Below are 22,398 nucleotides of genomic sequence, written 5' to 3'. Positions count from 1 at the left end.
TATGTCAGAGCAAATTTCAATGGCTGAACATGTTGAAATGGTGGTGGTTAATACCGCGCATGATGGCTATCGCCGGGCCGGGTTTGTACTTGACCAGGGCGGAAACACGTTGTCAGCCGTTAATATTGAGCAGCGTCAGGCGCTGGAGACTGATCCCCGTTTGTCTGTCACGGTTATTACGTCAGATACCGATAATGACGAACCGGGGCGGCTGGCTCATCAAGATGATACAGCTACGTTAGCTCACGCCAAGAAAAATAAGGCGAATAAATGAGTTACGCCCGGCTTGCTGATATGTACGCGCGTTACAGTCGTGACAGCCTGAACACGCTGACGGATGTCAAGATTGATAACTGGGCGACTTTAACCGCTGACGAACTGACGATGGCGCGTCAGCGACTGATACAAACGGCGCTGGATGATGCTTGCGCGACGATTGACGGCTATATCGACAGTCGCGCGACCTTGCCGCTGAAAACGGTACCCTCTGTTCTTGTCCGTGTGGCCTGTGTGCTGGCGCGGTTTTCGCTCGAAGACGGCGCGGCAACGGAAAAAGCCACGAAAGACAGTGAAAATGCGATCCGTCTGCTGGAAAAAGTCGCTGCCGGGGAGGTGAGTCTCGGGCTCAGTAAAGAGGCTGAACGCCCGGAAGGCGGTGATATTGCGCAAATCACCAGTGACGGCAGTGTCTGGCAGCGCGAAAAATCACGGGGATTTATCTGATGAATACCCCGACCGCTATCACCAGTGATATTTCAGATGCGTTGCTGACGGGCATTCAGCAGTTGTTTGGTAAAACGCTGCGCAAAGTGGATACCCACCCGGGGCAATGGAGTGACAGCGCCGTCAAGCTGATTATCAACACCGCCCCGGCGGTTTACGTCGCCTGGTTAGGCAGTCGCCAGGGCGAGATACGTCATACCGCCATTAGCACCTGGGGCATTTTTGTCAGTGCCAGCGTGTTAAACGGCCGGCAAACCCAGGTGCCGGGCATTTATCAGATTGTTGAACGGCTCACCGCCTGGCTGAACAACCGCCGGATTGCCCCGGCAGGTAACTTCACGCTAACCCAAATTGGCAACTTGTGGAGCGATACGCAAAGTCAGGCGGGCGTGGCGGTGTATGGGCTGTATTTTGATGCGCCGCAACCGTTGCCGGACCCCACTACGGTTGACGATTTAGACGATTATGACACTCATTATCAGCAATGGGGGCAGCCAGCAGGCACGTCTGAGCAGGAAGCCCTTATTCATTTACCTATTCAGGATAAATTAACACCATGACTGAATTGCATATTAAACCCACACCGGGGTTGGTTGTTCGTGACCCCGAGACCTGCGAACCGCTGGCTGAAAAAGGCGATAAAAAGCCCCGTATTGGGTACTGGTTACGTCGCCTGAAAGACGGTGATGTAGTTGAAATTCCTGCTGTATCAACAAAAAAAGGAGCATCGCAATAATGGCGCTCTCATTTAATGAAATCCCGGCCAATATCCGGGTGCCACTGTGCTATATCGAATTTGATAACAGTGCCGCCGTCACCGGCACGCCGCAGATGTTGCATAAGACATTGCTCTTAGGATTGCGCATGAAAACCGGACGGGTACCCGCCGGGCAACCTTTTCGTGTCACCTCCGCCAGTGCCGCTGAAACCGCGTTCGGGCGTGGCTCCATGCTGGCTGAAATGGCGGCAGCATTTATCAAAGGCAACGCGTTTGCTGAACTGTGGGCGCTCGGCCTTGATGGTGCAGAGAATAGCGTCAAGGCCGAAGGGAAAATTCAGCTTATCGGTAAAGTCGCTCAAACCGGGCAAATTGCGTTGATGATAGCTGGCGTTCCCGTGCGTGTCACTGTCAAGGCCGGTGATGATGCGGTCACGATGGCCGGTAAGATCCGCGAGGCGATTAGTGCACATGAAAAGCTGCCGATCACGGCGAGCGCAGAAGCCCTGGCCGACACCGTGATGCTAAAAGCCAAATGGGGGGGTGAAACCGGCAATGATATTGATGTCCGGGTCAACTACTACGATGCGGAAATGCTGCCGGCGGGTATTAACTTAGCAATTACCCCGATGGGTGGGGCCACGGGTAACCCTGATTTAGCGACCGCCATTACTGCATTCGGTGATACCTGGTGGAACTATATTGTTAACCCCTTCACGGATACACCGAACCTCGATTTATTGCGTGACGAACTGAAAACGCGCTGGGGACCGCTGCGCATGATAGACGGCATTTGCTGGATGGCCTACCGCAGCACACTGGCGCAAACGTCAACGTTTGGGACGTTACGCAATGATTATCTGTTTTCCACGATGGCAACCGGAATTGCGCCGCAGCCAACTTATGTCTGGGCGGCCACCCTGGCGGGCGTGGCGGTGGGTTCACTGAGTATTGACCCGGCTCGTCCCCTCCAAACGTTGCAATTGCCCGGTATTTTGCCGCCTGCCGCCAGCGACCGCTGGGCGCTGAATGAGCGTAATCTGCTGCTCTATGACGGGATGTCAACCTGCAATGTGGCGGCGGGTAATGTCGTGCAGATTGAGCGCATGATAACCATGTATCGCGAAAACAACTTCGGTGACCCCGATCCCAGTTATCTGGACGTAGAGACTATCGCGACCCTTTCGTATCTGCGTTACTCAACACGGGTGCGTATCACGCAAAAATATCCGCGGCATAAGCTGGCTAATGACGGTACACCGTTCAGTGCCGGCCAGGCGATAGTCACGCCGTCCGTCATCAGAACAGAGTTGTTAGCCTTATTTACCGAACATGAATTTGCCGGACTGGTGGAAGATTTTGACGCGTTTAAAGCGACACTGATTGTGGAACGCGACAGTAATGATCGCAATCGCCTTAATGTCCGCAGCAATCCGGATCTGGTTAATCAGTTCCGTATTTACGCTCACGCTATCCAGTTTATTTTGTAATAAGGAAAACTTATGGCAAGTCCCTATCAGTACACCGGTATTGCGTATATCCGCTTGAATGGGAAAGAGATTCAAACCAAGGACGGCGCGCAACTGACGCCGGGCGGCGTCACCCGTGACCCGGTTATCGGATCCCGAGTTTACGGCTGGCAGCAGACACCGAAAGAGGCCCGACTGAGCTGTGTTATTCCGCAAGGCCCCGGTGTCAGTCTGTTTATGATTAAAAATATGGTGGATGCGACTATCGAATTTGAATGTGACACCGGCGAACGCTTTATGCTCGCTAACGCCTGGTGTGACGGCAATGTATCCCTGACCAGCAAAGGTGAGATATCTGCGGAATTTATTGGCATTGAATGTAAGGAGATTTAACCATGTTTCAGTTAGAACACGGCCTGCAATACGGCCATGATGACAAAGCCGAAAAGCAGTTTGATGTTGAACTGCGTCAGTTGACCGCCGGTGATTTGATTGATGCCGAAACCGCCAGTGAACGGGTCGTGATGACGGAAAAAGGCCCGATGCTACTCTCCAGTCCGGCGCTAATGGGCTATGAGCTGTTACGTCGTACCATTGCGCGTATCGGTAACATCAACGGCCCGATACCGATGATGTTACTGAAAACCCTGCATCAGGATGATTTGGAGTTGATTGCTGGCCAGGCCGGTTTACAGCGTCATGTGGCGATGGAAACGATGAGGCAAGTCGCAGACGAGGGGCGATAGTTTGCAGTGCGTGCGGGCTATCGAGCGCACTGCCTTATACGTCGGTATCCGGCTCAAAGGTGGGCCAGCCTGGGCGCTGGCCTTACCGCTGCCGAAGTTATGGCTTTATTCACACTGGCTGGAGAAACGCTAAATGACCACGAAAAATCGCGCCGAATTTATTGTTAATCTGGTCGGTAATGTAACGCAAAAAGCCCGTCAGTTTGGCGCCAGTATCCGCCGGTTCGGCACCGATGGCAGCCGCTCAATGCGGCTGTTTTCCAGTGCGGTAACCGGGGCGAACGGTATTCTGGATAAATTTGATAACCGCCTTGTCGGATTTGTGACCGGGGGCGGCCTGGCAATGGCGGGCAAACAGGTTGCCGACCATCAGCAGACCATCACTGAGCTGGGCACAACCTATAATCTGACGGCTGACCAGGTGATGAAACTCGATGCTGCGGTAACCAAAGTGACCGCCCATCGTAAACTCAGTACATCCGATCTCATGACCGGTGCAGAAGCGTTTTTGGGAAAAACGAATGATTTTGAGGCGACGTTAGCGCAGCTGGACAATATTGCGCTCAGTATCAACGGGATCAAGATGGAAGCCAGTGCTGCCGGGGATGAGCTGGGCGGGATGTTTAATGTGGGCTTTAAGTCCCCGGAGAAAATGCGAAAATGGCTGGACAGTGTAGTTTCTGCCAGTCGGGAGGGAACAGGCAATATCGGCGACCAACTGACCGCATTAAGGGGATTGGGGAAAGACACAAAGTGGCAATCCCAGTTAGACCAACAGCAAATGTTGGCAATGCTGCGTGTTGCTAATGCCGAATTTAATGATCCAGAACAGGCATTTTCTGCCATGCAGGGTTTTTACGACGCTATTAATGATAAAGAAAAGCAGAAAATTTTAAAACGAAAAGGCCGAATTGATGTAAAAGATAAAAATGGGCAGCTAAAACACCCTGCTGATCTCGCATTTGAAATCAGTAACGCAGCCAAAAATAAGGAGCACAATTTAAAAGATGTTTTTGATGGCGATACATTGAAACTGGCGATGGTTTTTGCTGATCCTAAAAAACGTGATTTGGTAAAAAAGATTGCACATCCGGATAATATTGATGATGGGCTGCTGGAGAAAAAGGCCACACAAAACGTTCAGACATTGAATGGCGCATTAACATCACTAGCGAACACCGGGGAGCGTTTTGCTCAACTTAAGCTGGCTAAACCGGTTCAGGACTTGGCAGACGCTATACATTCACTGACCCCAGAAGAGCTAGACAAATACGCCGCTGCCGTTGAAAAAGCGGCATATGCCATCGGAGCAGCAGTAGCCGCGCGTTATGTGTATCGCACCGGTAAAGGGGTATACAATTTTGCCCAATATATTAAGGGCGGCCCAGCAGGTTCGGCGGGGGGTGATACTCCTTCCGGGCCATTAAGTGGCTCTGATGTCGTGCCCGTTTATGTGACGAACTGGCAAGACCAAAATAATAATAATAATAATACAACAGGGCCTGACGACAATTTTAAGTTTAAAAAAGGCCGGATCCGCGGAGCAGCAATTGCATCAACAGTTGCGCTGCCCCTGTTGTCATCCAAAGAACGGGATAAAAATCTTAATAAGTATTTTAAACAAATGCGTGAAGAATACCCACATGCATACGACGCAAACGGTAAAGAACGCGGTTCTCAAATATTCCCCGTCAACCTTAAGAATTGGTGGTACGAGCGTAACGAACGGATAGAAAAAGACGGTATCAAACCTTCCCCTTATTTAACCGGCGACTGGGAGCAGAAATCTCCCCCGTCGCTAACAGAGCCGTGGGAATACCGCCAGCCCCAACCGCAGCAAAATCCGCAAAAGCCGCCGGAAGGCAAGATTACGATTCAGGTTGAAACAACCGGGGATATCAAAGCAAAAACCAAATCAGTCAAGGCTGAGAATGTCGATTTGCGAGTGAATACCGGCTACAGCTACGGGAAAAGTTACTGATGGAAATTGATTTTGACCAGGTCATGACACTGTTTAATGACAATTCCTGGCGCAGCCGGGTAGGGAATGGTAAGGGAACCTTTCGCGGTCAGACTTTCTATATTATTGATGATGCGACGTTAACCGGCGGTCGTCGTGTTGTTCGTCATGAATACCCGTTGCGGGACGACGGCGAAACCGAAGACATGGGGCTGACTACCCGCGAGTATGCATTTACTGCGGTGGTGTTTGGTGATAACTACTTTAATCAGCGTGACGCCCTGATAACGGCGCTTGAAACTCCCGAACCGGGCGAAATCGATCATCCTTACTGGGGTAAGCAGCGAATTCAAATCGAAACCTACACCGTACGGGAGTCTTGCTATACCGGCGGGGTTGCCATGTTCTCTGTCACCTTTGTGCTGGCAGCGGATAAAACCGCCCCAGTTGAAACACATAAGCCTGAACTGAACAGCGACAGCCTGACGAGCCGCATTCTGTCCGATGTGACAGCGGCATGGGGCACGGTTACTGATGCCATGGCTAAAGTCACGGACACACTGAATACGGTTGAAGCGACGGTTAACACAATTGTTAACGGTATTCGCAGCTTACCGGCTACCTCCGGCATGAACCAGCTGTTAGGGTCCGCGCTGGCGCTGAAAGGTTCGTTAAAGAACCTGATTAATGCGCCTCATCAGCTCTTTGATGATATCGCTAATTTGGTCAGTGGCATGGCGGAAATTGCCCCACCCGCCGTTGCCAGCCGGGCATTACGTAAAACCGGCAGCAGTATTCAGGTGCAATCAAAACCGAATGTGCCGGCAGTGGCACATTTACAGCATGTGGTGAATACCACCACTACTGTTTTTATTGCGACCCAACTTGCTGAGTTAGTGTTAAACGCCGCAACAGAAGCCGCGAAAACCAAACCGTCGGCACCTTCATTAACCCTGGCCGGGACACCTTACACCGTTTTTTCTCAGTCATCCGAATCTGGGGCTGAACTCCCCGTAACATCTATTCCGCTGATTGAAACGCTGGATGACACCCGTAAAGCCAGCGTACAGCTTGATGATGAACTGATGCAATTACTGATAGCGACCGGGGATTTGGGCTGGTTCGAGACCTCCAATCAGCTCCGGGATTTTCGCATTACCTTTGTCCAGCAAATGCAGGCCACGGCGGGGGCGTTACCGACCGCCAGACATATTGCGCTGGCAGGAACAGAGCCAGCACTGGTCACGCTTTATCGTGAAACGGGTGAGGTGCGACAACTGGACCGTTTTATCCGCCGGAACGGCATTCGACATCCGGCGTTCGTGACCGGCGGTGTAGACGTTGAGGTGATTAATGGCTAACACGATTGAATTAATTTTAGGTAATAAAATCTACTCAGGCTGGAAAACACTGGATGTCACCCGCAGCCTGGAGGACATGGCCGGGCAATTCTCACTGGGTGTCACCGTTAAAGGCAGTGACTCTCCGCTAGTGCTTTTACCCGGTCAATCATGCCAGCTTGAAATCAACGGTCAGCGGGTGATCACCGGTTATGTGGATACGGTGGAAACCAGTATTGATGATGAGCGAACTATTACGGTGTCTGGCCGGGATAAAACCGGTGATTTAGTTGATTGTGCCGCAATACATGGCAAGGGCCAGTGGCGTAATGTCACTCTGGAAACTATCGCAAAAGACTTGTGCCAGCCGTTTGGTGTCGTCGTGCGTTGGGAAGTTAAAACAGCATCAGCGGCAACGGTGTTCAAGCAGTGGCAAATCGAACCTGGCGAAACCGTGTTTGATAACCTGTCTCGTGCTGCCCGACACCGTGGGGTGCTGGTAACCAGTAACGCCCTTGGTGAGTTGGTTTTTATCACTGCCAGCACGGAAAAAGCCGGTGTTTTACTACTGGGGCCATCAGACAATCAAGGTGTGAAAATTCAAACGATTGACACTTACCTGTCCTGGATTGACCGGTTCAGTCTGTACCGCGTCAAAGGCAGTAATGCCGCCGGTGGCATTTGGGGAGAAACCCAGACCCCAGCACAATCTACCGCGATTAATATTGATGTGCGTGATGCTGAAATCACCCGCTATCGCCCCACTATTATTCTTGCTGACGATAATCTAACTACGGCGAAAGGCAATGCGCGCGGTTCGTGGGAGCAAAAACGCGCGCTGGCGCATGGCGTAACTGCCACGGTGGGTGTCACTGGCTGGTTCAAACCGAATGGTCAGCTTTGGCAGCCTAACGAACTGGTGGTGCTAAAGGCCCAGCCAGCCGGATTTAACGAGAAAGCCCTGTTGATTGTCTCGGTGAATTATACGCTTGATAACGATATGGGCACGGTGACAAAGCTCGAACTGATGCCGCGTGACGGTTTTAACGAACCCGCCCAGCCTGAACCCAAAACCCATGATGGAGTGTGGAGATGATTAATCAGCTTCATAAGCTCACCGCCAGCATTCAGCGCCGTGTCCGGCTGCTGATTTCGCGGGGCGTGGTTAATATTGTCAATGACTCACTGAAACAGCAAAACTTGCAGGTTTCGTTGCTGGCTGATGAAGCGGCTGACGATGTAGAACGGTTTCAAAACTATGGTCACAGTAGCGTTCCGCCCGTCGGCAGTGAGGCCATTGTCCTGTCGGTCAGTGGCGTTCGTCAGCACCTGGTGGCCATTGCTGTCGATAATAAAAACACCCGCCTGGGTAAATTAAAGGCGGGAGACTCTGCACTTTATCATCTGGAAGGGCATCATATTTTACTGACAGAAAGCGGCGTTGTTCGTATTCAGTGCAAGCGTCTTGAAGTCATGGCGGATGAAATTGTGTTTGATACTCCCCAAACCCGCTTTACCGGCAATGTTGATATTGTTGGGGTCAGTACAGCGGACAATCATATGTCAGGTTCAACCAGCGGTAAAGACCATATTCACACTGAACATGACGGATACAGCACGAGCAAACCAAGATGAATGACATTGCGCTTCAATGGCAAACCAACAACGCAGACATTGCTATTGAGCACGCTGATATTGTGCTGGATAACTCATTAGCGACTGCGGTCATTATTTCCTTGTTTACTGACCGCCGGGCGCTGGATTCTGACGAACTCCCTTCGGGGGCCGGTACTGACAAGCGCGGTTGGTGGGGTGACTCATTTAATACACGGCAGATAGGCAGCCGTTTATGGTTGTTATCACGGGAAAAACAGTTGTCATCCGTTCTACATCGGGCCAAAGCCTATGCGGATGAAGCGCTAGCCTGGCTGATTGAAGATAACCATGCAAAACAAATCAATGTTGCTGCAACAGCGCCCGAACGCGGGGTTTTGTTGTTGACAGTGAATATTACTCTATTGAGTGGCAGTGTATTACCGCTGTCGTTTAAAGCTCATTTAAGTGTGATTTAAATGCCATATAAAGCTCCCCCACTTAGCACGTTACTGGCTCGTACTCAGTCAGATATTGAAAGTCGTTTGCCTGGCACATTTTCCCGTGCTGCATTTAGTACCACGGGGGCAATTGCTTTTGCTAATGCGGGTAACGCCGCCGGATTACATGACCATCTCGCCTGGACCAGCCGGCAAGTTGTCCCGCATCTTTCAGATGATGACAAGTTGCTTGAGCATTGCGAATTCTGGGGGGTGTGGCGTAAACCCGCTACTCAGGCGACAGGGAGTATTACAGTGACTGTGCTAAATGAAACCGTGGTACCGAAAGGAACGCGCTTTCAACGCCCTGACGGTATTGTCTTTGAGTCTACTGATGATGTGTATGCCGCATCGGGTGAAAACCCCGTTTCTATTATTGCCATCGAACCCGGCCGTCGGGGAAATACAGCAGCCGGGGTTGAATTTGAATTGGTTTCGCCCGTGGTGGGTGTGAGAACTCAAGCCATAACTCAGTATATCGGTGGCGGTGCAGAACGGGAGTCGATTGATTCACTGCGTGCTCGTTTGTTGTTCAGAGTGCAATATCCACCCTCCGGGGGCAATAAATATGACTATGAGCGCTGGGCGAAGGAATGTGCAGGGGTCACTCGTGCGTGGTGTATCCCGCGCTACCGTGGCTATGGGTCGGTGGGTGTTTTGTTCGTCATGGACGAAGAAACCAATATATTTCCGCGGCCTGGCGATCTTGTGCGTGTGAAAGAATACCTGACCGGGCATATCAACCCGGTCACAAACCAAGCGGAAGGAAAAACAACAGGTGCGGAATTGATTGTTGAAAGCCCGGTTGCCAAGATCATTAGTTTTCGTATTCGCTTATCGCCGAACACAGAAGTCGTCAGACAGGCTGTAAAAACCAATTTGAAAGGTTATCTGGAAAATCTGCCGCCGGGTGGATTGGCCTTGCTATCAGAAATGCGGGCCACCATTTCTAACGCACCGGGTGAAATTGATAACACCGTAATTTCACCCGGTGCGGACGTGTATGCAACCGAGCATGAAATTTTTGTGTTGGGAGATGTCGAATGGCAATGACCGCAAAGGACTATCAAAAATCCGGGCTTGATTTATTGCCAGTTGGCAAAGCCTGGATAAGAGATCCCGATAGTGATATGGGTAAATTAATGCTGGCCTCGGGCGAAGAATTTTCCCGTATCGACGTGATTAATGACGCTATTTTAAATGAAATTTATGCCGACCGGGCTTTTATGCTGCTGGACGATTGGGAAGAGTTCACCGGGCTTCCCGATTGCAGTATTGACGATGAATCAACGATTGACAGTCGCCGCCAGGCAGTAAAAGCAAAATTGGTCATGTCGGGTAGCCTTTGTAATCAATTTTATGAGCATTTGGCAGCAGAACGCGGCTATCGTATCAAAATTGAGGAGCATCACCCCCACCACTGCCTACGTGGATGCAATTATCCCATTTATCCAGAAAAGAATTGGTTTCGTGTTTTCGTTCATGTTTTTGAAAAAACAATGCGTTTTTCAACTGTACTTGATAATTGTAAGCAGCGTTTGCGTGTTGCTGACGCGGCAGACCTTGAGTGTTTATTAGAGCGATATGCTCCTGCCGAAACTGAATTTGTATTTATTTATGAGGATTAACGATGTTTGGACTTGATAACCCCTCTGGCGTTAGCGTGATGCCGCCCATCACCCCGGCAAGCAATCCGACACCACTCTGGTTTACTGAGGGTGGCGCGGGTCTTGCTGTCAGCTACCCCGGCCAAGAATGGTTTAACATTGTGCAAGCTGAATTGCTTGCCGTTTTGCAAGAAGCGGGCATTAAGCCAGACAAAAGCAAATTAAATCAACTTGCAGTGGCAATTAAAAGTATCGCAGCTGAAAGAGGTATCGATCTTACAGATAAACTCGGTAACAGCAGTGCATTAGCTGCGTCACAAAAGCTGGTGACTGAGGTTAATGACAACGCTAATAATAAGCTGGCCAAAAACCAAAACGGCGCTGACATTCCCGACAAAAACGCGTTTGTGAAAAACCTCGGTTTGTCGGAAACGGTGGAGTTGGCTCAGGGGGCGTATCCAAGATCGGGTGGTGTTTTGGATGGGAATATGGATGCGGTCGGGTCCATTTCCGGTAAGGGTGTATATGAATACCCAAGTATTCGTGTCTATAGCGCCGTAAACAAACCGTCACCGGGAGAACTAGGGGCATATACCACAGGTGAGTGCAATGGGAAATTTCAACTCAGGGGCAGTGGTCTTTTATCGATAGACTCAGATAATGCAAGATTCAATGGACACGTGTTAGCGTGGCTGGATGAAGTTAACCGAAATTATCAACCTCGCGGTAATTACCAGCCAGCCGGGAACTATGCTCCTACGGGTCTGTCATATACTAAATCTGAGTCTGACTCCCGATATGGCAGCAAAAATACTGCTTTAAAATCTTCTAATGGGTGGTGGAAATGTAATGATACTGGGATGATTTATCAGTGGGGATTAGTAGAAAGAAAGAATGATACAACTGCTGTCAATTTCCCGATCGTATACCCCAATAAATGTTTTAACATACAGTTAACGTTGGGGAATGCTTATCGCAACTCTAGTTCTAATATCGTTGCGTACGAAGCAAGCAATTCGGGCTTTGCTTGCGTAGCATATTCACAAGAAGTTTGGGCGTATTGGTTCGCGATGGGGTATTAAATATGTATTACTACAGTGCAAAAATGAATGCATTCTATCCTGTAGAAATGAAGCAGGATTATATTGATGCTGGTTCATTTCCCGATGATGTAATAGAAGTGAGTGAATCGGTTTTTATTGAGTTTGTTGGCAATGCTCCCCCGAAGGGTAAATGTCGTATAGCGGATAAAAATGGTTTACCCGCATGGGGTGATATTCCTCCGATGACTCAAGAACAACTGGTGCAACAGTTCGAAAATACAAAGAAACGACTGATATCAGAAGTAAGTGAGAAAATACTTCCTCTACAAGACGCTTTTGATCTAGGCATTGCATCAGAAGCAGAAAAGTCCGATCTGCTGGCATTAAAAAATTACAGAGTCATGCTCAATCGTACCGACTTACATGTTAATTCTGATGTTAAATGGCCTAAAGAACCAGGGTAATCAAAGGGCCATTGCTGGCCCTACCATCACTTCGGCACTTCCGGCCACTCAACATCCGGCGCTTGATTCACATCTACACGAGTGAGTAATACCCGGTATTTCTTCCATTCAAGCAAAGCGGCTTTCTCTGAGTCTGTCGCAACCTCCAAGTCAACAGAGTCTTGTAGCAATGAGAGAGTGTCATTTGCCTGCTGTAACAGTGCTGCTTGCTGTTGTTTTGCTTCATCAATCTGATGCGATTTGAGAAGGTCTTTATCTACTACCCACTCTTTACCGTTCCACTTGTCAAAATCAGTGGGTGGTTTTTTGAATGTGAGCGTATCCGGTAATTCCCCGATTTCAGTGATTTCAGTCGGAGCGCGAGTTTGCGTGTCGTAAGCGGTTTTACCCCGGTAATCAGGTAAGATTTCCCAACGGCTTTTATCTTCGCTTCTACAAACAGCCTCATCATCAGATTTCGGAAGTTCTGGCGCATCAGAATAAGCACCGGCCGATAAGCTGACACCCAGCATCACATATTCGATATCAGAGCTCGTGAATTCTCGTGTGATTTGATTCGAGTGATAAACCTTTATCCATCCTGCCTGAATAGCCAAACCATCTTTACCCAATACGGCTGTTTCATGGTCTAAAGAGTATTTTTGTTCTGTCATTATGCTGCTCTCACTATGTAGTTAAATGCGACGTTGCGGGGACGGGTTTCGTGACCGCCCGTTTTTTCCGTTGTAAATGATTGATATGAACCTAGATTTTCATTGTTGAGTGTAGTGCCGCCTTCATTTTCATATCTGAGAACAGTTCTGAAAGTTATGCTGTGACTGTGTGATTTAAATTCATCAGTTTGCCATGACCCGCATACCCGCCCCGGATCAACACCGCGCCCATCATCCCAGCCACGAATAAATTCGCCTCTTAAGTCAGGTATTTTACCGTCAGGGTAAGCTTCGGCTAACTTCGGGTATAAAGACTTGTTAAATGTCTGACCGTTGCATGTGAGATAACCAGGCGGCGTGTATCGATGAGGATATGGAAGTGGGATGCCCACTGGAATATTGGGCGGCTGAGGATTTTCAGAATTATATTCCTGAGCCCAAGGTGTCCATGGTGAATTGAGATATTGGCTACGTGTATATACCCGGCTGCTGTTATAGACAAAATAACGTTGAGTCACAGCATTATTTTTCAAAACGACAAGTGAACCCGCAAGCTGCTCAGGGTAATTTTTACCCGTTCGTGCGTTGGCATTTGCATATTGAACATAAAGCCCTGGCGTTTCATAGTCATTTAAATCGGCTCTGTCGAGGATTAATGTTGGCTCACCAAAGATATCTTGAGAGCTAATATTGACATCCCCACTCAACGCTTTCCCGTTAATTTTCCGGCTGCCCGGTACTGCGTTCCTCGCCAACTCCACCGTTTCCGACAAACCGAGGTTTTTTATAAAACTCGCACTTCCCTATATCGCCAAGAATACAACTATAAATATTTTTTGTAATCAATTGGTTATGCAGTTACTGATAAAATAACAAGCTATAATATTGGGGAAAAGTATGGCGAAGATTGGCTATATTCGTGTGTCAACAAATGACCAAAATAGTGCTCTACAGAGAAATGCGCTGGTTAGTGCAAATTGCGAGCATATTTTTGAGGATAAAATCAGTGGAAAGACAGCGAGCCGTCCGGGATTAAAGCAGGCACTAGAACACTTGAAACCAGGTGATAGTTTGGTCGTCTGGAAGTTGGATAGATTGGGGCGCAGTGTTAAAAATCTGGTCGCGCTGAATGAAAAATTGACTGAAAACGGCGTACACTTCCAGAGTCTGACGGACAGTATCGATACCAGTACTCCAATGGGGCGCTTTTTTTTCTATGTAATGAGTGCGTTGGCTGAAATGGAACGGGAGTTAATCGTTGAAAGGACAAACGCGGGATTAGTAGCCGCTCGCGCTCAGGGGAGAATCGGAGGCAGGCCAGTATCGTTTTCGTTCTCTGAACAGCAACAAGCGAAAAATCTGCTAGCAAATGGTTATAGTCGAAAGAAGCTTGCGTTAATTTACGGCGTTTCCCTCTCCACTATTTACAAATATTTACCAATAGAGATGACAAAAAGTCAGAAAATTTACGGTAAAAAGCGGATGTAAGGTTAAATTTCAAGCTGGTTTTGATGACACAACTAGCAAGAAAAACAGCTAAAATAAATCACATATTTTGATAAAAAAAGCAGCGCGGAAATTTTATCAATTTAAATGACGCGCTTTTTCAATTTACGCGGCACGCTACACCGGTAAGTCGCCGCCAAAGGTAGCACCACCACATTATCGTCAGGCGGATCATTATTTTCATCCTCACAGCCACAGTCAGACGCCACCGGCGGTAACAACAACCATTCAGAATGTGATGATCTGTCCGGTTCACCGGTATCAGCCAGTTCTGTCACCGGGATCTGAGCATAGTTCAGATACGATGGCTGGCTGGCGAATAACGCCAGTGCCTCGCTGGCCGGCCCCAACTCTTCCGGAAACAACCTTCCTTCTGGCTGGTCATGCCGTTCCCAGTGATATATTCGGGCTAAAGCACGGACAGCCATCAGCGGGGTGATACCCTGATTAATATGGCGCTGAACCACCTCATCATATTCCAGCATGGTGCCATTCAGCAGCAGACCATAGTGCTCACTGAGCAACACGGTCGCCATCTGCTGCCACAATGCCACCTGTGTCGGTAACTGCTGTCTGCGGTCTTGCAAATAATCCATAGCACGGCGGGCATCATTAGCCACCTGAAATAACCACCACGGATCTGAACCCAAAGCGTGTTCCCAATGTACTGTATTATCAGGATATACCGGGTTACCCCGCACACCGGTTAATGCCGCCACAAACGCCGTGCCCAAGGCTGTCACCCCTTGTTCCCGAGCTTCATCTAACTCACTTTGGGTTGTCAGGCCAAAGCGGTTTAACCGGGACGGATGGCCAGTGGCATAAACCAGTTGATGCAACAAATCATGCCAGTATTGTGAATCTTCAACGTAGTCCCGCCGGACAGGCAGCTCAATACGATCATGCCATGGTCGGTAAACGGGCATAATGCCCGACCGATGAACCACCGGGATCCCACTGGCCGTCACCAGTTGCTGAACAGCGGCAAAACCGGGAGCCGGACGGGGAGGTAAAGGACAACCGGGTTGAAGTTCTGTCGGCAGTCCTTCACATTGTTCCAGATTAATGACACGTATCAGCGACATTGAAGGCCGGTAACGGACGATGGTTGTCGGTTTTTCACCGTTGGCCACCCATCCGCCTAACGCTCTTAACTCATCACCGGTTAACCAGCGGTTAGATATCAACTGCCGCTGCAACATAGTTTGCCAGAGCAACAGCACATTGATACCGCTAAACGGTTGTCCGGTCAGTGCCTGCTGCGGCAAACCGTACTCACTGGCCGCGTGCCAGGGCGGCTGCCAGGGCACCCATCCACTTTCCAGGCTGTCGGTAAGACGTCGGGTGATTAACCGGCAGATATCATCCGGTAGGTAAGAAAGGGTCATCATCTTTCCTGTCTAAAATTAAGGAAGAGACCCGTCCACAGGGAGTCGTCTCTCCCCGGGGGATAAATAATTAGCGCATGAAATAATGCGCTATTTTGGCCGGTAACGCGGTCAGCCCGTGATAAGCTGCTGACAAGTCAACCGCGTAAGCGTGAAGCATCAAACACACGCCTGTCACCAACGACATCAATGCTATCCCGGTCAACAACCCGCGACGACGCTGCCTGAGTTTTTTCTCCTTTAGCTGAACCTGTTGATACAGGAACAGCCCCAGCGTCTGCAACTCACTGAACCGGTGAAATTCCTCACGCCGTAAGGCTTCACAGGCCTCATCGTAACGTTCAAGCTCGGTCGGATGATGACGAGCCAGAAAACAGCGGTAACCGTGATTTCGCAGTGTGTGATAGTGATGGTCGAATTGCGCCTGTAACCACTGATTAAACCGGCTACGGGTTTTTCTGAATATCTCCGGCTCAGCCAGCGCCTGCATTGACAGGGGCTGGGACGGTTCCCGACTGTGTTCTTTCGTCGTCATGGTACTCATAGGGTTAACTCCTGTTGTAAAAAAATGACTGACGGCGTTAACCCTCACGGGTTTCCCCGTCAGGGTGATCAATAAATTAGGCGTCCAATGCAATCAGCAGCCGGTCAGGTTCATGCTTAAACCGTAAGGCTTGCCACAAAGGGACGTTCATGTCGCCGTTATGCGGCAAACAGAAAAAACCAAACGTCACCTCACACGTTCCCGGCTTTGCTGCGGACCAGGCTTTGAATGCCTGATAAATCAGTTGGTGAAACCGTTCTGTTTCATATTCCGGCGCAGACGGATAACTCACCACCCGCAGCCAGACTGGCTCTTCAATCGCTACGGCTGGCATCACCGTCCGGGTAATGGCAGCCAACGTCTCATTGTCCATCATGCGGCTTCATCATAAGCAGCTGACAAACTACGCTGTCTCAACAGACGCGTGAGCATCTGTTGTGCCGAATCCACCGCTTCCATCTCATCAATAAGATACTGATCGCAATAGAATGGTTCCGGCTTCTCCTCACCGAAATACAGCAACTCGACACCCGGTTTGTAGCTGTGCATATCTCTCACCACCACCGGTCTCCCGCACGACTTGGCGTCGTCAGAGAGTTGCCATTTACCGGCATATACCGTGTGTCTTTGCGCATGAGCTGCCGGTAATCTCACCGGTCTTCGCCGTAACAACCAGGACAGCACATGGTAAAACGACAAAGAAATCCAGCGAATCACGCCCCAAAGTATTGTGACAAAGATCATTAACATCGTTCGTCTCCTTTATCCCCATAACAACCGGAAAACCAGCAACAGCACACCTAACGTCAGGATCCCCGCAACTTTGAACAGCGTTATCATGCCCAAAAGTTTAAGGAGTGCGTCACGATCTTGGTAGTCACACTCATCACGGATCAAATCGCGGATAAGTGAGCATTGTTTCGGGGTTAATGTCTCTGAAGCCGGCAGGATTGTCGGATCAGAAGGTGAATGAAAAGCAGGCATTAACAGCTCCTGTTACCGGAAACCTGCCCTTGACCGGGACAAGCCCCGGGAAGTGAAAAAAGATGTCCGTCAAGAACATCATGCAAAGTGAATCAATCCATCAGGTCAATCCTTATCAGGACGCCTTTAAGATACGGGAACTGGCCCTGTTGTTATCGCCAACCCGGGAAACACGCCTCACTTGGGTTAAATAAAAATTCAGTTCGAATAAGCAGATAATATTTAATCAATAGCCGCGAGTATTTTTTCAGCTTCTGAATGCCCACGAGCATAACCATACAAAGCATGAAAGGCTTTAATATCGTCGTCCTGCTCACTGAAATCGGCCAGTTCATACAGAGAGAACAGCGTCACCGTGATGCCAAAAGCCTCCGCTGACATGATCCCCTCAAAACCATTATCCTCAACAAACACACGATATTGTTGTTGAAACGTCGGAACGGCATAAAAAATGCCATTTGACAAAACACGGCCCTCCCAGAAATCGCCCTGATACCCGGGACATAACCGAATGGCCCGGCGAAAAAGCATTTTCTTTAACAACGCCTCAAGCCAGCTTTGTGTCGAAAACAGTTCTTCAAACCGGACAGATTTCACCGATATTTCCGTTGATAACGATAAAGTTTGCATAATATTTCCTCAAATGAAAAAAACGAGGAACACTCTCCCTGTATCAGGGAAAAGTCTTCCCCGTCAGGGTGGTAGTCAGAATGGGTATCACGGTATTAACCGCTTATCCGGCAGGTAGAAAATCTCATGACGCCAGTCACCACAGCAATCATCATCACTGCTGTCAACAGGGTCAAACAGGTTTCCTATACGTGGTTCGCTTGTACGGGCAGACTCGTGAGTTTCAAAGCCGCGTTTTATATTTCCTATTAGCAATCCTCCTGATTACTGCGGAAGATTGTCACCCATCGGGAAACTAAACGCCTCCACTGGGTCAGTAAAATTGCACCTTCATCACTGATGAGTGATACCCGTTTTCAAAGGATAAACGGGTGTACCGCCCAAAGGCGCCACTTTGCAGGCTACAGTGGCATTACAGGTCACTCGAAAGCGTCAGTCTCAGACCCCCTGACATTAAGAGCAGTCACCCGAAAGCGTTCCTCTCAAACTGCAAGAACATTGACAGTTGTTCAAAAACAACAAATAAGCCAATCTATGCTAAACAGAATACTTTTCTTATTCAAGCTAAATCCAAAAACAGATTAATCATGGCCACCCTGTCTATTATACACACGGGCAACATAATGCCCGCGTCCATCCCCATGCCCTAAATCCATTGACACCATCGCTTCCGCTTCTTTTCGACTGAACCCTTTCGACAAATGATAATTTATGGCCTCAACAGCATAAGCATAACGCAAACTGTGTGGTGAAGACTTTCCGGTTAACCCTGCTTCCCTGACGATATTCCGGTAACGATCAATGGCCGAATGTAAATTCGGCTTATCAATCAAACGCCCCTGATTTTTATTGGCATACTTTATTGCCGTCCTGACTGCCTGGATCACTTTATCCCGATCAACCACCGTCGTGTCACGGGGACGTCCCCCTTTTGTACCAAACACCACCCTCACGCTTTCATCTCCACGCAATAAGGCTTTTTCCCACGTTCTTAATGACTTTGCCGCCTGAACCGCTTCTTCCGTTCGCAGTCCCAGATAACGAGAAAGCTGCATAGCCGCAGCCACCCCTTCATCTTTCCCCCGGACCAAAACAAGCGTCGTGTGATAACGCTCATCCGAAATCGCCATCTTAGTCCCCGCCCGGCTGGTGCCAGATAATCCGAGCGCATGATTACTTAACCGTTCGTGATGAGGGTTAGCTAATTGAGATCTTCCCGCCATAGCGAATATCGCCCGAACAGCCGCCATCTCATTTTGTAACGTTCGCTTTGAAATATTCTCTGATTTTCGGCTATCGATATATTTTTCAATATGATTCATTTTCATATTCTTAATATCACGGATTTGAATATTTAATATCACCATACTTTCCGCCAGACGTTTGGCTATTTTCATTCTGTCTGAAACGGTTTTAAAACTGCCGCCAGCCTGACGGGCCAATGTCACTAACTGTTTACTCAACTTTGACATGCAAACGATTTCCTTTTTAACCCACACGACACCACCGCCTGCAACCTGACGAATGCAAGCAATACAAAACGGTATTCTGAATGTCATCTCTCAACCCCAACGGCACGGTTTGATTTGCGCTTCCTGCGGCTCGACTGATATCTGTGCATCGGGGTGGCGAAATGTTGAGTTCTTACGAGGCACCCCAGCTCTCTGAGCTGTTCGCGGTTTACACCGTCCTGACTGTTGTCAGACTACCTCCAACGCCAGTTTTCACTGACGTCGCCATCAATACCGAGTCGATTGTTCTCCTTCTTCTGAATATAAAACGTCAACATGATTGTTTTTCACGCAAGACGTTAAGGTAAATAGCGATCTTAAAACCCGCCGACCGGGGTACCACGTATTGGTCAGAAGGTAGAAGATACGGGGAAAGCTTGTATTACGGGGTTTGGCAGGTTGGACGCGGGCAGCGTCACTTGGTTTTCGTTATCACGCCAACAAGTGACGCTGCCCGTTTCTTTTGGACCCAATGCGTTGTCCGCAAAATAGCCAATAACGTGCCACATCTGGCAACAGTCATCCAGACTGCTGAACGAAACCGCCAATAGGTGAATCGTAGAAAGCAGAATCAACCCGCAGGTTGTTGTCTGATGGCACTGACAAGTTAGAAAAGTGTCTGTGAAATTGCACCTTCATCACTGTTGCTAGTGATACCCGTTTTCAAAGGATAAACGGATTTACCGTCCGAAGACGCCACCTCTCAGGCTACAATGGCATTGAAATCAGTCACCCGAAGGCGTTCCTCTCAGACTGCGGGAACATTAACGATCGCTTACGCGACAACGAATACTGTCTTAAATTAATCAAGGTCCATCTCAACGTCAAGAAAGCTTTTCATACTGCATAGAATAATCATTTATGCTCTTCAAAAAGTGAACACAATGACAGGTTGAACAGGTGACAAAAAGCCAGACCGGCATAGATAAATCCGCACCCGGGATCATTGTCTCCTTAGGATTCATGATTTTTTCCAATCTGTGAATGAATTACGCACACCTGCTGCCTGATGGTTATCTCCCAATCCGCAATAACACAGTGCCTGTTCTGCCAACTGAGCTAAAAGTCATCGCATAACCTAATCATAAAAGGTAATACCCAATCACTAATTAACGATAAATGTCACATTTCAATGTAGTTTCATTCTGAAATTAAAATAAAAAATGTGATATGCGTCACATAATTAAAACAAAAAATGAAATTATTTTGAAATTATTAGTGTTGGTTATTAAATGATTAATATTAATCTGTTTTTTATACAATTCGCAACACAATAATAACAATGGTCTGTTTTTTGCACTACACTATAACACCTTGTTTTTGCTGCTATCTTAACCACTCAGTCTATTTTAGTTACCTGCCTAATAATAACCTATTAATATTGATCGCTAAATTAAATTCAGGGTTAATGCTGCTTCAAAATTGCGGGATAGAAAGACAATGAAAAGCAGTATTTTAGTGTTTGCGGTTTTTTGTAGCGTGATGCCTGACAGTCAGGCCGCAGACATGGCAGATCAACAACTGATCCATCAACAGGCACGTCAGCAAGCGCTGGAGGCTCAATTAGCGCCACCCCCTGCGGAGGTTCGCCTGTCTGTGCCCGAAAAAGCGGTGTCCTCCACATTCCCAGTGGAAACCCCCTGTTTTCCCATCACCCGCGTCATCCTGGCAGGCACCGAAAATTTCCCGCATTGGCTGCCATTCAGGCGTGTCGCTCAACAGGGCGAAAACCATTGCCTCGGTGATAAAGGCATTCGCCGGCTGATGACCCAATTGCAAGATCAGCTCATCAATCATGGCTATGTCACCAGCCGGGTGCTGGCTCCTCGTCAGGATCTGCATAGCCAAACCTTAAAACTGGTGATGATACCGGGCAGAATCCGGCATATCCGTTATACCCCGGACAGCGGGAAATATATCCAGCGGATAACGCCCTTTCCCGCCCGTGAAGGCAACCTGCTGGATTTACGGGATATTGAGCAGGGATTGGAGAACTTGCAACGTTTCCCGACCGTGCAGGCGGATATGAACATTGTCCCGGCTGAACAGCCGGGTGAGAGCGATATTGTGCTGGACTGGCGTCAGTCACGGCACTGGCGAGTCGCCACTTATCTGGATGATACCGGTTCCAAAAGCACCGGGCGTTATCAAGGCGGATTCACCTTTTTTCTGGATAATCCGCTGGCGTTAAGCGACCTGTTCTACCTCTCCGGTGGGCGAGATATTCATGCGTCCGCCGGGAAAGGCAGCCAAAACGACACGCTCTATTACTCCCTGCCCTTCGGCTACTGGATGACGAGCGTGACGGCCAGTCATTACGATTATACCCAGACGATAGCCGGGCTGAATCAGGCGATTCAATATCGAGGCAAAAGCCAAAATCTGGCGGTCCAGCTCAGCCGGGTCCTGCACCGTAACGCAAACCAGAAAACCGGACTCAACGGTGAAATTTATCGTCGGACATCCCGCAATTTTATTGATAACACAGAAATCGACGTTCAGCGCCGGGAAACGGCGGGCTGGAAATTGGGCCTTTCTCACCAGCATGACATGGGCAATGCAACGTTAGACGCACGGGTCACTTACCAACACGGTATGCGCTGGTTCGGCGCGCAACCTGCGCCGGAAGAGTACCGCCATGAAGGGACCGCCCTGTCTAAAATCGTGCAGTTTTCCGCCACGCTTTCCGGGCCGTTCACCCTGTTTTCTCAGCCCTTTTCTTATCAGACCCAGTATTTGCGCCAGATAAGCGCCAGTCCGCTGACGCCCCAAGATCGATTCTCGTTGGGAGGGCGCTGGACCGTGCGCGGCTTCGATGGCGAGCTGACCTTATCTGCGGATCGGGGCTGGTACAGCCGGAACGAACTGGACTGGCATACCCCGCTGAAAGGACAGTCGCTGTATCTGGCAATGGATTATGGCGAAGTGGGCGGCCGGGGCAGTGAAGCCTTACTCGGTAAACACCTGGCGGGGAGTGCCCTGGGCTGGCGCGGCAGCCTGAAAGGCGTGAGCTACGACC

The 22,398-nt window shown here is 49.2% G+C and carries 31 protein-coding genes; 21 read left to right on the top strand and 10 right to left on the bottom strand.

Translation table 11 applies throughout. The features are described 5' to 3' along the window. Nucleotide 1 precedes the first annotated feature (1 nt). From C5471_RS16240 to C5471_RS16165, 17 genes are read left to right on the top strand one after another with little or no spacing between them, the layout of a single operon-like run. Nucleotides 2-274 carry an HI1506-related protein gene (locus C5471_RS16240; protein WP_133815678.1) on the top strand — a complete coding sequence of 91 codons (273 nt, stop codon included), beginning with the start codon at nt 2-4 and terminating at the stop codon, nt 272-274. Beyond that, a complete protein-coding gene (locus C5471_RS16235; RefSeq protein WP_133815679.1) occupies nt 271-723 on the top strand; it encodes a gp436 family protein in 453 nt (150 codons plus the stop codon). The genes C5471_RS16240 and C5471_RS16235 overlap by 4 nt, the downstream gene beginning before the upstream one ends. Next, nucleotides 723-1,283 carry a DUF1834 family protein gene (locus C5471_RS16230; RefSeq protein WP_133815680.1) on the top strand — a complete coding sequence of 187 codons (561 nt, stop codon included), beginning with the start codon at nt 723-725 and terminating at the stop codon, nt 1,281-1,283. The genes C5471_RS16235 and C5471_RS16230 overlap by 1 nt, the downstream gene beginning before the upstream one ends. Then, nucleotides 1,280-1,459 carry a DUF2635 domain-containing protein gene (locus C5471_RS16225; protein ID WP_133815681.1) on the top strand — a complete coding sequence of 60 codons (180 nt, stop codon included), beginning with the start codon at nt 1,280-1,282 and terminating at the stop codon, nt 1,457-1,459. The genes C5471_RS16230 and C5471_RS16225 overlap by 4 nt, the downstream gene beginning before the upstream one ends. After that, a complete protein-coding gene (locus tag C5471_RS16220; protein WP_133815682.1) occupies nt 1,459-2,931 on the top strand; it encodes a phage tail sheath subtilisin-like domain-containing protein in 1,473 nt (490 codons plus the stop codon). The genes C5471_RS16225 and C5471_RS16220 overlap by 1 nt, the downstream gene beginning before the upstream one ends. A 12-nt stretch (nt 2,932-2,943) precedes the next feature. Further along, complete coding sequence (locus tag C5471_RS16215) at nt 2,944-3,303, top strand: phage tail tube protein (RefSeq protein ID WP_133815683.1); 360 nt, start codon at nt 2,944-2,946, stop codon at nt 3,301-3,303. Between the two features lie 2 nt (nt 3,304-3,305). Further along, nucleotides 3,306-3,656, top strand: a complete 351-nt coding sequence (locus C5471_RS16210) for a phage tail assembly protein (protein WP_133815684.1) — start codon at nt 3,306-3,308, stop codon at nt 3,654-3,656. A gap of 1 nt (nt 3,657) precedes the next feature. Beyond that, nucleotides 3,658-3,789, top strand: a complete 132-nt coding sequence (locus tag C5471_RS24890) for a hypothetical protein (protein ID WP_262979227.1) — start codon at nt 3,658-3,660, stop codon at nt 3,787-3,789. After that, nucleotides 3,790-5,637, top strand: coding sequence for a hypothetical protein (locus tag C5471_RS16205; RefSeq protein ID WP_133815685.1), 1,848 nt, complete (start codon nt 3,790-3,792; stop codon nt 5,635-5,637). It abuts the gene before it with no gap. Further along, on the top strand, nt 5,637-6,977 hold the full coding sequence (locus C5471_RS16200; RefSeq protein WP_207627377.1) for a DNA circularization protein: 1,341 nt from the start codon (nt 5,637-5,639) through the stop codon (nt 6,975-6,977). Before C5471_RS16205 ends, C5471_RS16200 begins: the two co-directional genes overlap by 1 nt. Beyond that, nucleotides 6,970-8,052, top strand: coding sequence for a phage baseplate assembly protein (locus C5471_RS16195; RefSeq protein WP_133815686.1), 1,083 nt, complete (start codon nt 6,970-6,972; stop codon nt 8,050-8,052). Before C5471_RS16200 ends, C5471_RS16195 begins: the two co-directional genes overlap by 8 nt. Continuing rightward, a complete protein-coding gene (locus C5471_RS16190; protein WP_133815687.1) occupies nt 8,049-8,591 on the top strand; it encodes a phage baseplate assembly protein V in 543 nt (180 codons plus the stop codon). Before C5471_RS16195 ends, C5471_RS16190 begins: the two co-directional genes overlap by 4 nt. After that, nucleotides 8,588-9,028, top strand: a complete 441-nt coding sequence (locus tag C5471_RS16185) for a phage GP46 family protein (protein ID WP_133815688.1) — start codon at nt 8,588-8,590, stop codon at nt 9,026-9,028. The genes C5471_RS16190 and C5471_RS16185 overlap by 4 nt, the downstream gene beginning before the upstream one ends. Then, nucleotides 9,029-10,102, top strand: coding sequence for a baseplate J/gp47 family protein (locus C5471_RS16180; protein WP_133815689.1), 1,074 nt, complete (start codon nt 9,029-9,031; stop codon nt 10,100-10,102). Beyond that, complete coding sequence (locus C5471_RS16175; protein ID WP_133815690.1) at nt 10,093-10,677, top strand: YmfQ family protein; 585 nt, start codon at nt 10,093-10,095, stop codon at nt 10,675-10,677. Before C5471_RS16180 ends, C5471_RS16175 begins: the two co-directional genes overlap by 10 nt. Before the next feature lie 2 nt (nt 10,678-10,679). Next, nucleotides 10,680-11,738, top strand: a complete 1,059-nt coding sequence (locus C5471_RS16170; protein WP_133815691.1) for a gp53-like domain-containing protein — start codon at nt 10,680-10,682, stop codon at nt 11,736-11,738. Nucleotides 11,739-11,740: 2 nt separating this feature from the next. Beyond that, a complete protein-coding gene (locus tag C5471_RS16165) occupies nt 11,741-12,163 on the top strand; it encodes a tail fiber assembly protein (protein WP_133816222.1) in 423 nt (140 codons plus the stop codon). Nucleotides 12,164-12,189: 26 nt separating this feature from the next. Here the strand turns inward: C5471_RS16165 and C5471_RS16160 are convergent, their stop codons facing one another. After that, on the bottom strand, nt 12,190-12,816 hold the full coding sequence (locus C5471_RS16160) for a tail fiber assembly protein (protein ID WP_133815692.1): 627 nt from the start codon (nt 12,814-12,816) through the stop codon (nt 12,190-12,192). Beyond that, entirely contained in the window at nt 12,816-13,571 is a 756-nt protein-coding gene (locus tag C5471_RS16155; RefSeq protein ID WP_166296142.1) for a tail fiber protein, read from the bottom strand. The genes C5471_RS16160 and C5471_RS16155 overlap by 1 nt, the downstream gene beginning before the upstream one ends. Nucleotides 13,572-13,713: 142 nt before the next feature. On the opposite strand from C5471_RS16155, the gene C5471_RS16150 reads away from it, so the two are divergent. After that, entirely contained in the window at nt 13,714-14,304 is a 591-nt protein-coding gene (locus C5471_RS16150; protein WP_133816224.1) for a recombinase family protein, read from the top strand. Nucleotides 14,305-14,405: 101 nt separating this feature from the next. On the opposite strand, the gene C5471_RS16145 is transcribed toward C5471_RS16150, so the two are convergent. The 5 genes from C5471_RS16145 to C5471_RS16125 form a co-directional block, all read right to left on the bottom strand. Then, the gene (locus tag C5471_RS16145) at nt 14,406-15,710 is read right to left on the bottom strand and encodes an ArdC-like ssDNA-binding domain-containing protein (RefSeq protein ID WP_242688742.1); all 1,305 of its coding nucleotides are present in this window, start codon (nt 15,708-15,710) and stop codon (nt 14,406-14,408) included. A gap of 70 nt (nt 15,711-15,780) precedes the next feature. Further along, on the bottom strand, nt 15,781-16,254 hold the full coding sequence (locus C5471_RS16140) for a hypothetical protein (RefSeq protein ID WP_133816225.1): 474 nt from the start codon (nt 16,252-16,254) through the stop codon (nt 15,781-15,783). Between the two features lie 76 nt (nt 16,255-16,330). Then, nucleotides 16,331-16,630, bottom strand: coding sequence for a hypothetical protein (locus C5471_RS16135; protein ID WP_242688741.1), 300 nt, complete (start codon nt 16,628-16,630; stop codon nt 16,331-16,333). Beyond that, a complete protein-coding gene (locus tag C5471_RS16130; RefSeq protein ID WP_242688740.1) occupies nt 16,627-16,908 on the bottom strand; it encodes a hypothetical protein in 282 nt (93 codons plus the stop codon). Before C5471_RS16130 ends, C5471_RS16135 begins: the two co-directional genes overlap by 4 nt. A gap of 108 nt (nt 16,909-17,016) precedes the next feature. Next, nucleotides 17,017-17,238, bottom strand: coding sequence for a hypothetical protein (locus tag C5471_RS16125; protein ID WP_133816227.1), 222 nt, complete (start codon nt 17,236-17,238; stop codon nt 17,017-17,019). Nucleotides 17,239-17,300: 62 nt separating this feature from the next. On the opposite strand from C5471_RS16125, the gene C5471_RS24885 reads away from it, so the two are divergent. Then, nucleotides 17,301-17,432, top strand: coding sequence for a hypothetical protein (locus C5471_RS24885; protein WP_278250168.1), 132 nt, complete (start codon nt 17,301-17,303; stop codon nt 17,430-17,432). A 28-nt stretch (nt 17,433-17,460) separates the two neighbouring features. On the opposite strand, the gene C5471_RS16120 is transcribed toward C5471_RS24885, so the two are convergent. From C5471_RS16120 to C5471_RS16110, 3 genes are all read right to left on the bottom strand, one after another. Continuing rightward, on the bottom strand, nt 17,461-17,868 hold the full coding sequence (locus C5471_RS16120) for an antirestriction protein (RefSeq protein ID WP_133816228.1): 408 nt from the start codon (nt 17,866-17,868) through the stop codon (nt 17,461-17,463). Nucleotides 17,869-17,955: 87 nt separating this feature from the next. Continuing rightward, nucleotides 17,956-18,123 (bottom strand): hypothetical protein, encoded by a 168-nt coding sequence (locus C5471_RS16115; protein ID WP_166296137.1) that lies wholly within the window; start codon nt 18,121-18,123, stop codon nt 17,956-17,958. A gap of 326 nt (nt 18,124-18,449) precedes the next feature. Then, nucleotides 18,450-19,340: an integrase domain-containing protein gene (locus tag C5471_RS16110; RefSeq protein ID WP_133816335.1), complete on the bottom strand. Its 891-nt coding sequence runs from the start codon at nt 19,338-19,340 to the stop codon at nt 18,450-18,452. A 416-nt stretch (nt 19,341-19,756) separates the two neighbouring features. Here C5471_RS16110 and C5471_RS16105 point away from each other — a divergent pair, with 416 nt between their 5' ends. Then, entirely contained in the window at nt 19,757-19,930 is a 174-nt protein-coding gene (locus C5471_RS16105) for a hypothetical protein (RefSeq protein ID WP_166296134.1), read from the top strand. 889 nt (nt 19,931-20,819) lie between these two features. Next, a partial coding sequence (locus C5471_RS16100; RefSeq protein WP_166296131.1) for a ShlB/FhaC/HecB family hemolysin secretion/activation protein occupies nt 20,820-22,398 on the top strand: 1,579 nt, incomplete at its 3' end.

The sequence above is a fragment of the Photorhabdus tasmaniensis genome, assembly GCF_011189505.1.
GTDB lineage: Bacteria > Pseudomonadota > Gammaproteobacteria > Enterobacterales > Enterobacteriaceae > Photorhabdus > Photorhabdus tasmaniensis.
The sequence above is the reverse complement of the archived record's forward strand: the minus strand, read 5'-3'. Positions and strand labels throughout refer to the sequence as shown.

Coding starts and splice junctions, on each gene's coding strand:
- C5471_RS16240 (WP_133815678.1), top strand. CDS start 2: ATGTCAGAGCAAATTTCAATGGCTGAACATGTTGAAATGGTGGTGGTT.
- C5471_RS16235 (WP_133815679.1), top strand. CDS start 271: ATGAGTTACGCCCGGCTTGCTGATATGTACGCGCGTTACAGTCGTGAC.
- C5471_RS16230 (WP_133815680.1), top strand. CDS start 723: ATGAATACCCCGACCGCTATCACCAGTGATATTTCAGATGCGTTGCTG.
- C5471_RS16225 (WP_133815681.1), top strand. CDS start 1,280: ATGACTGAATTGCATATTAAACCCACACCGGGGTTGGTTGTTCGTGAC.
- C5471_RS16220 (WP_133815682.1), top strand. CDS start 1,459: ATGGCGCTCTCATTTAATGAAATCCCGGCCAATATCCGGGTGCCACTG.
- C5471_RS16215 (WP_133815683.1), top strand. CDS start 2,944: ATGGCAAGTCCCTATCAGTACACCGGTATTGCGTATATCCGCTTGAAT.
- C5471_RS16210 (WP_133815684.1), top strand. CDS start 3,306: ATGTTTCAGTTAGAACACGGCCTGCAATACGGCCATGATGACAAAGCC.
- C5471_RS16205 (WP_133815685.1), top strand. CDS start 3,790: ATGACCACGAAAAATCGCGCCGAATTTATTGTTAATCTGGTCGGTAAT.
- C5471_RS16200 (WP_207627377.1), top strand. CDS start 5,637: ATGGAAATTGATTTTGACCAGGTCATGACACTGTTTAATGACAATTCC.
- C5471_RS16195 (WP_133815686.1), top strand. CDS start 6,970: ATGGCTAACACGATTGAATTAATTTTAGGTAATAAAATCTACTCAGGC.
- C5471_RS16190 (WP_133815687.1), top strand. CDS start 8,049: ATGATTAATCAGCTTCATAAGCTCACCGCCAGCATTCAGCGCCGTGTC.
- C5471_RS16185 (WP_133815688.1), top strand. CDS start 8,588: ATGAATGACATTGCGCTTCAATGGCAAACCAACAACGCAGACATTGCT.
- C5471_RS16180 (WP_133815689.1), top strand. CDS start 9,029: ATGCCATATAAAGCTCCCCCACTTAGCACGTTACTGGCTCGTACTCAG.
- C5471_RS16175 (WP_133815690.1), top strand. CDS start 10,093: ATGGCAATGACCGCAAAGGACTATCAAAAATCCGGGCTTGATTTATTG.
- C5471_RS16170 (WP_133815691.1), top strand. CDS start 10,680: ATGTTTGGACTTGATAACCCCTCTGGCGTTAGCGTGATGCCGCCCATC.
- C5471_RS16165 (WP_133816222.1), top strand. CDS start 11,741: ATGTATTACTACAGTGCAAAAATGAATGCATTCTATCCTGTAGAAATG.
- C5471_RS16160 (WP_133815692.1), bottom strand. CDS start 12,816: ATGACAGAACAAAAATACTCTTTAGACCATGAAACAGCCGTATTGGGT.
- C5471_RS16150 (WP_133816224.1), top strand. CDS start 13,714: ATGGCGAAGATTGGCTATATTCGTGTGTCAACAAATGACCAAAATAGT.
- C5471_RS16145 (WP_242688742.1), bottom strand. CDS start 15,710: ATGACCCTTTCTTACCTACCGGATGATATCTGCCGGTTAATCACCCGA.
- C5471_RS16140 (WP_133816225.1), bottom strand. CDS start 16,254: ATGAGTACCATGACGACGAAAGAACACAGTCGGGAACCGTCCCAGCCC.
- C5471_RS16135 (WP_242688741.1), bottom strand. CDS start 16,630: ATGATGGACAATGAGACGTTGGCTGCCATTACCCGGACGGTGATGCCA.
- C5471_RS16125 (WP_133816227.1), bottom strand. CDS start 17,238: ATGCCTGCTTTTCATTCACCTTCTGATCCGACAATCCTGCCGGCTTCA.
- C5471_RS24885 (WP_278250168.1), top strand. CDS start 17,301: ATGTCCGTCAAGAACATCATGCAAAGTGAATCAATCCATCAGGTCAAT.
- C5471_RS16120 (WP_133816228.1), bottom strand. CDS start 17,868: ATGCAAACTTTATCGTTATCAACGGAAATATCGGTGAAATCTGTCCGG.
- C5471_RS16110 (WP_133816335.1), bottom strand. CDS start 19,340: ATGTCAAAGTTGAGTAAACAGTTAGTGACATTGGCCCGTCAGGCTGGC.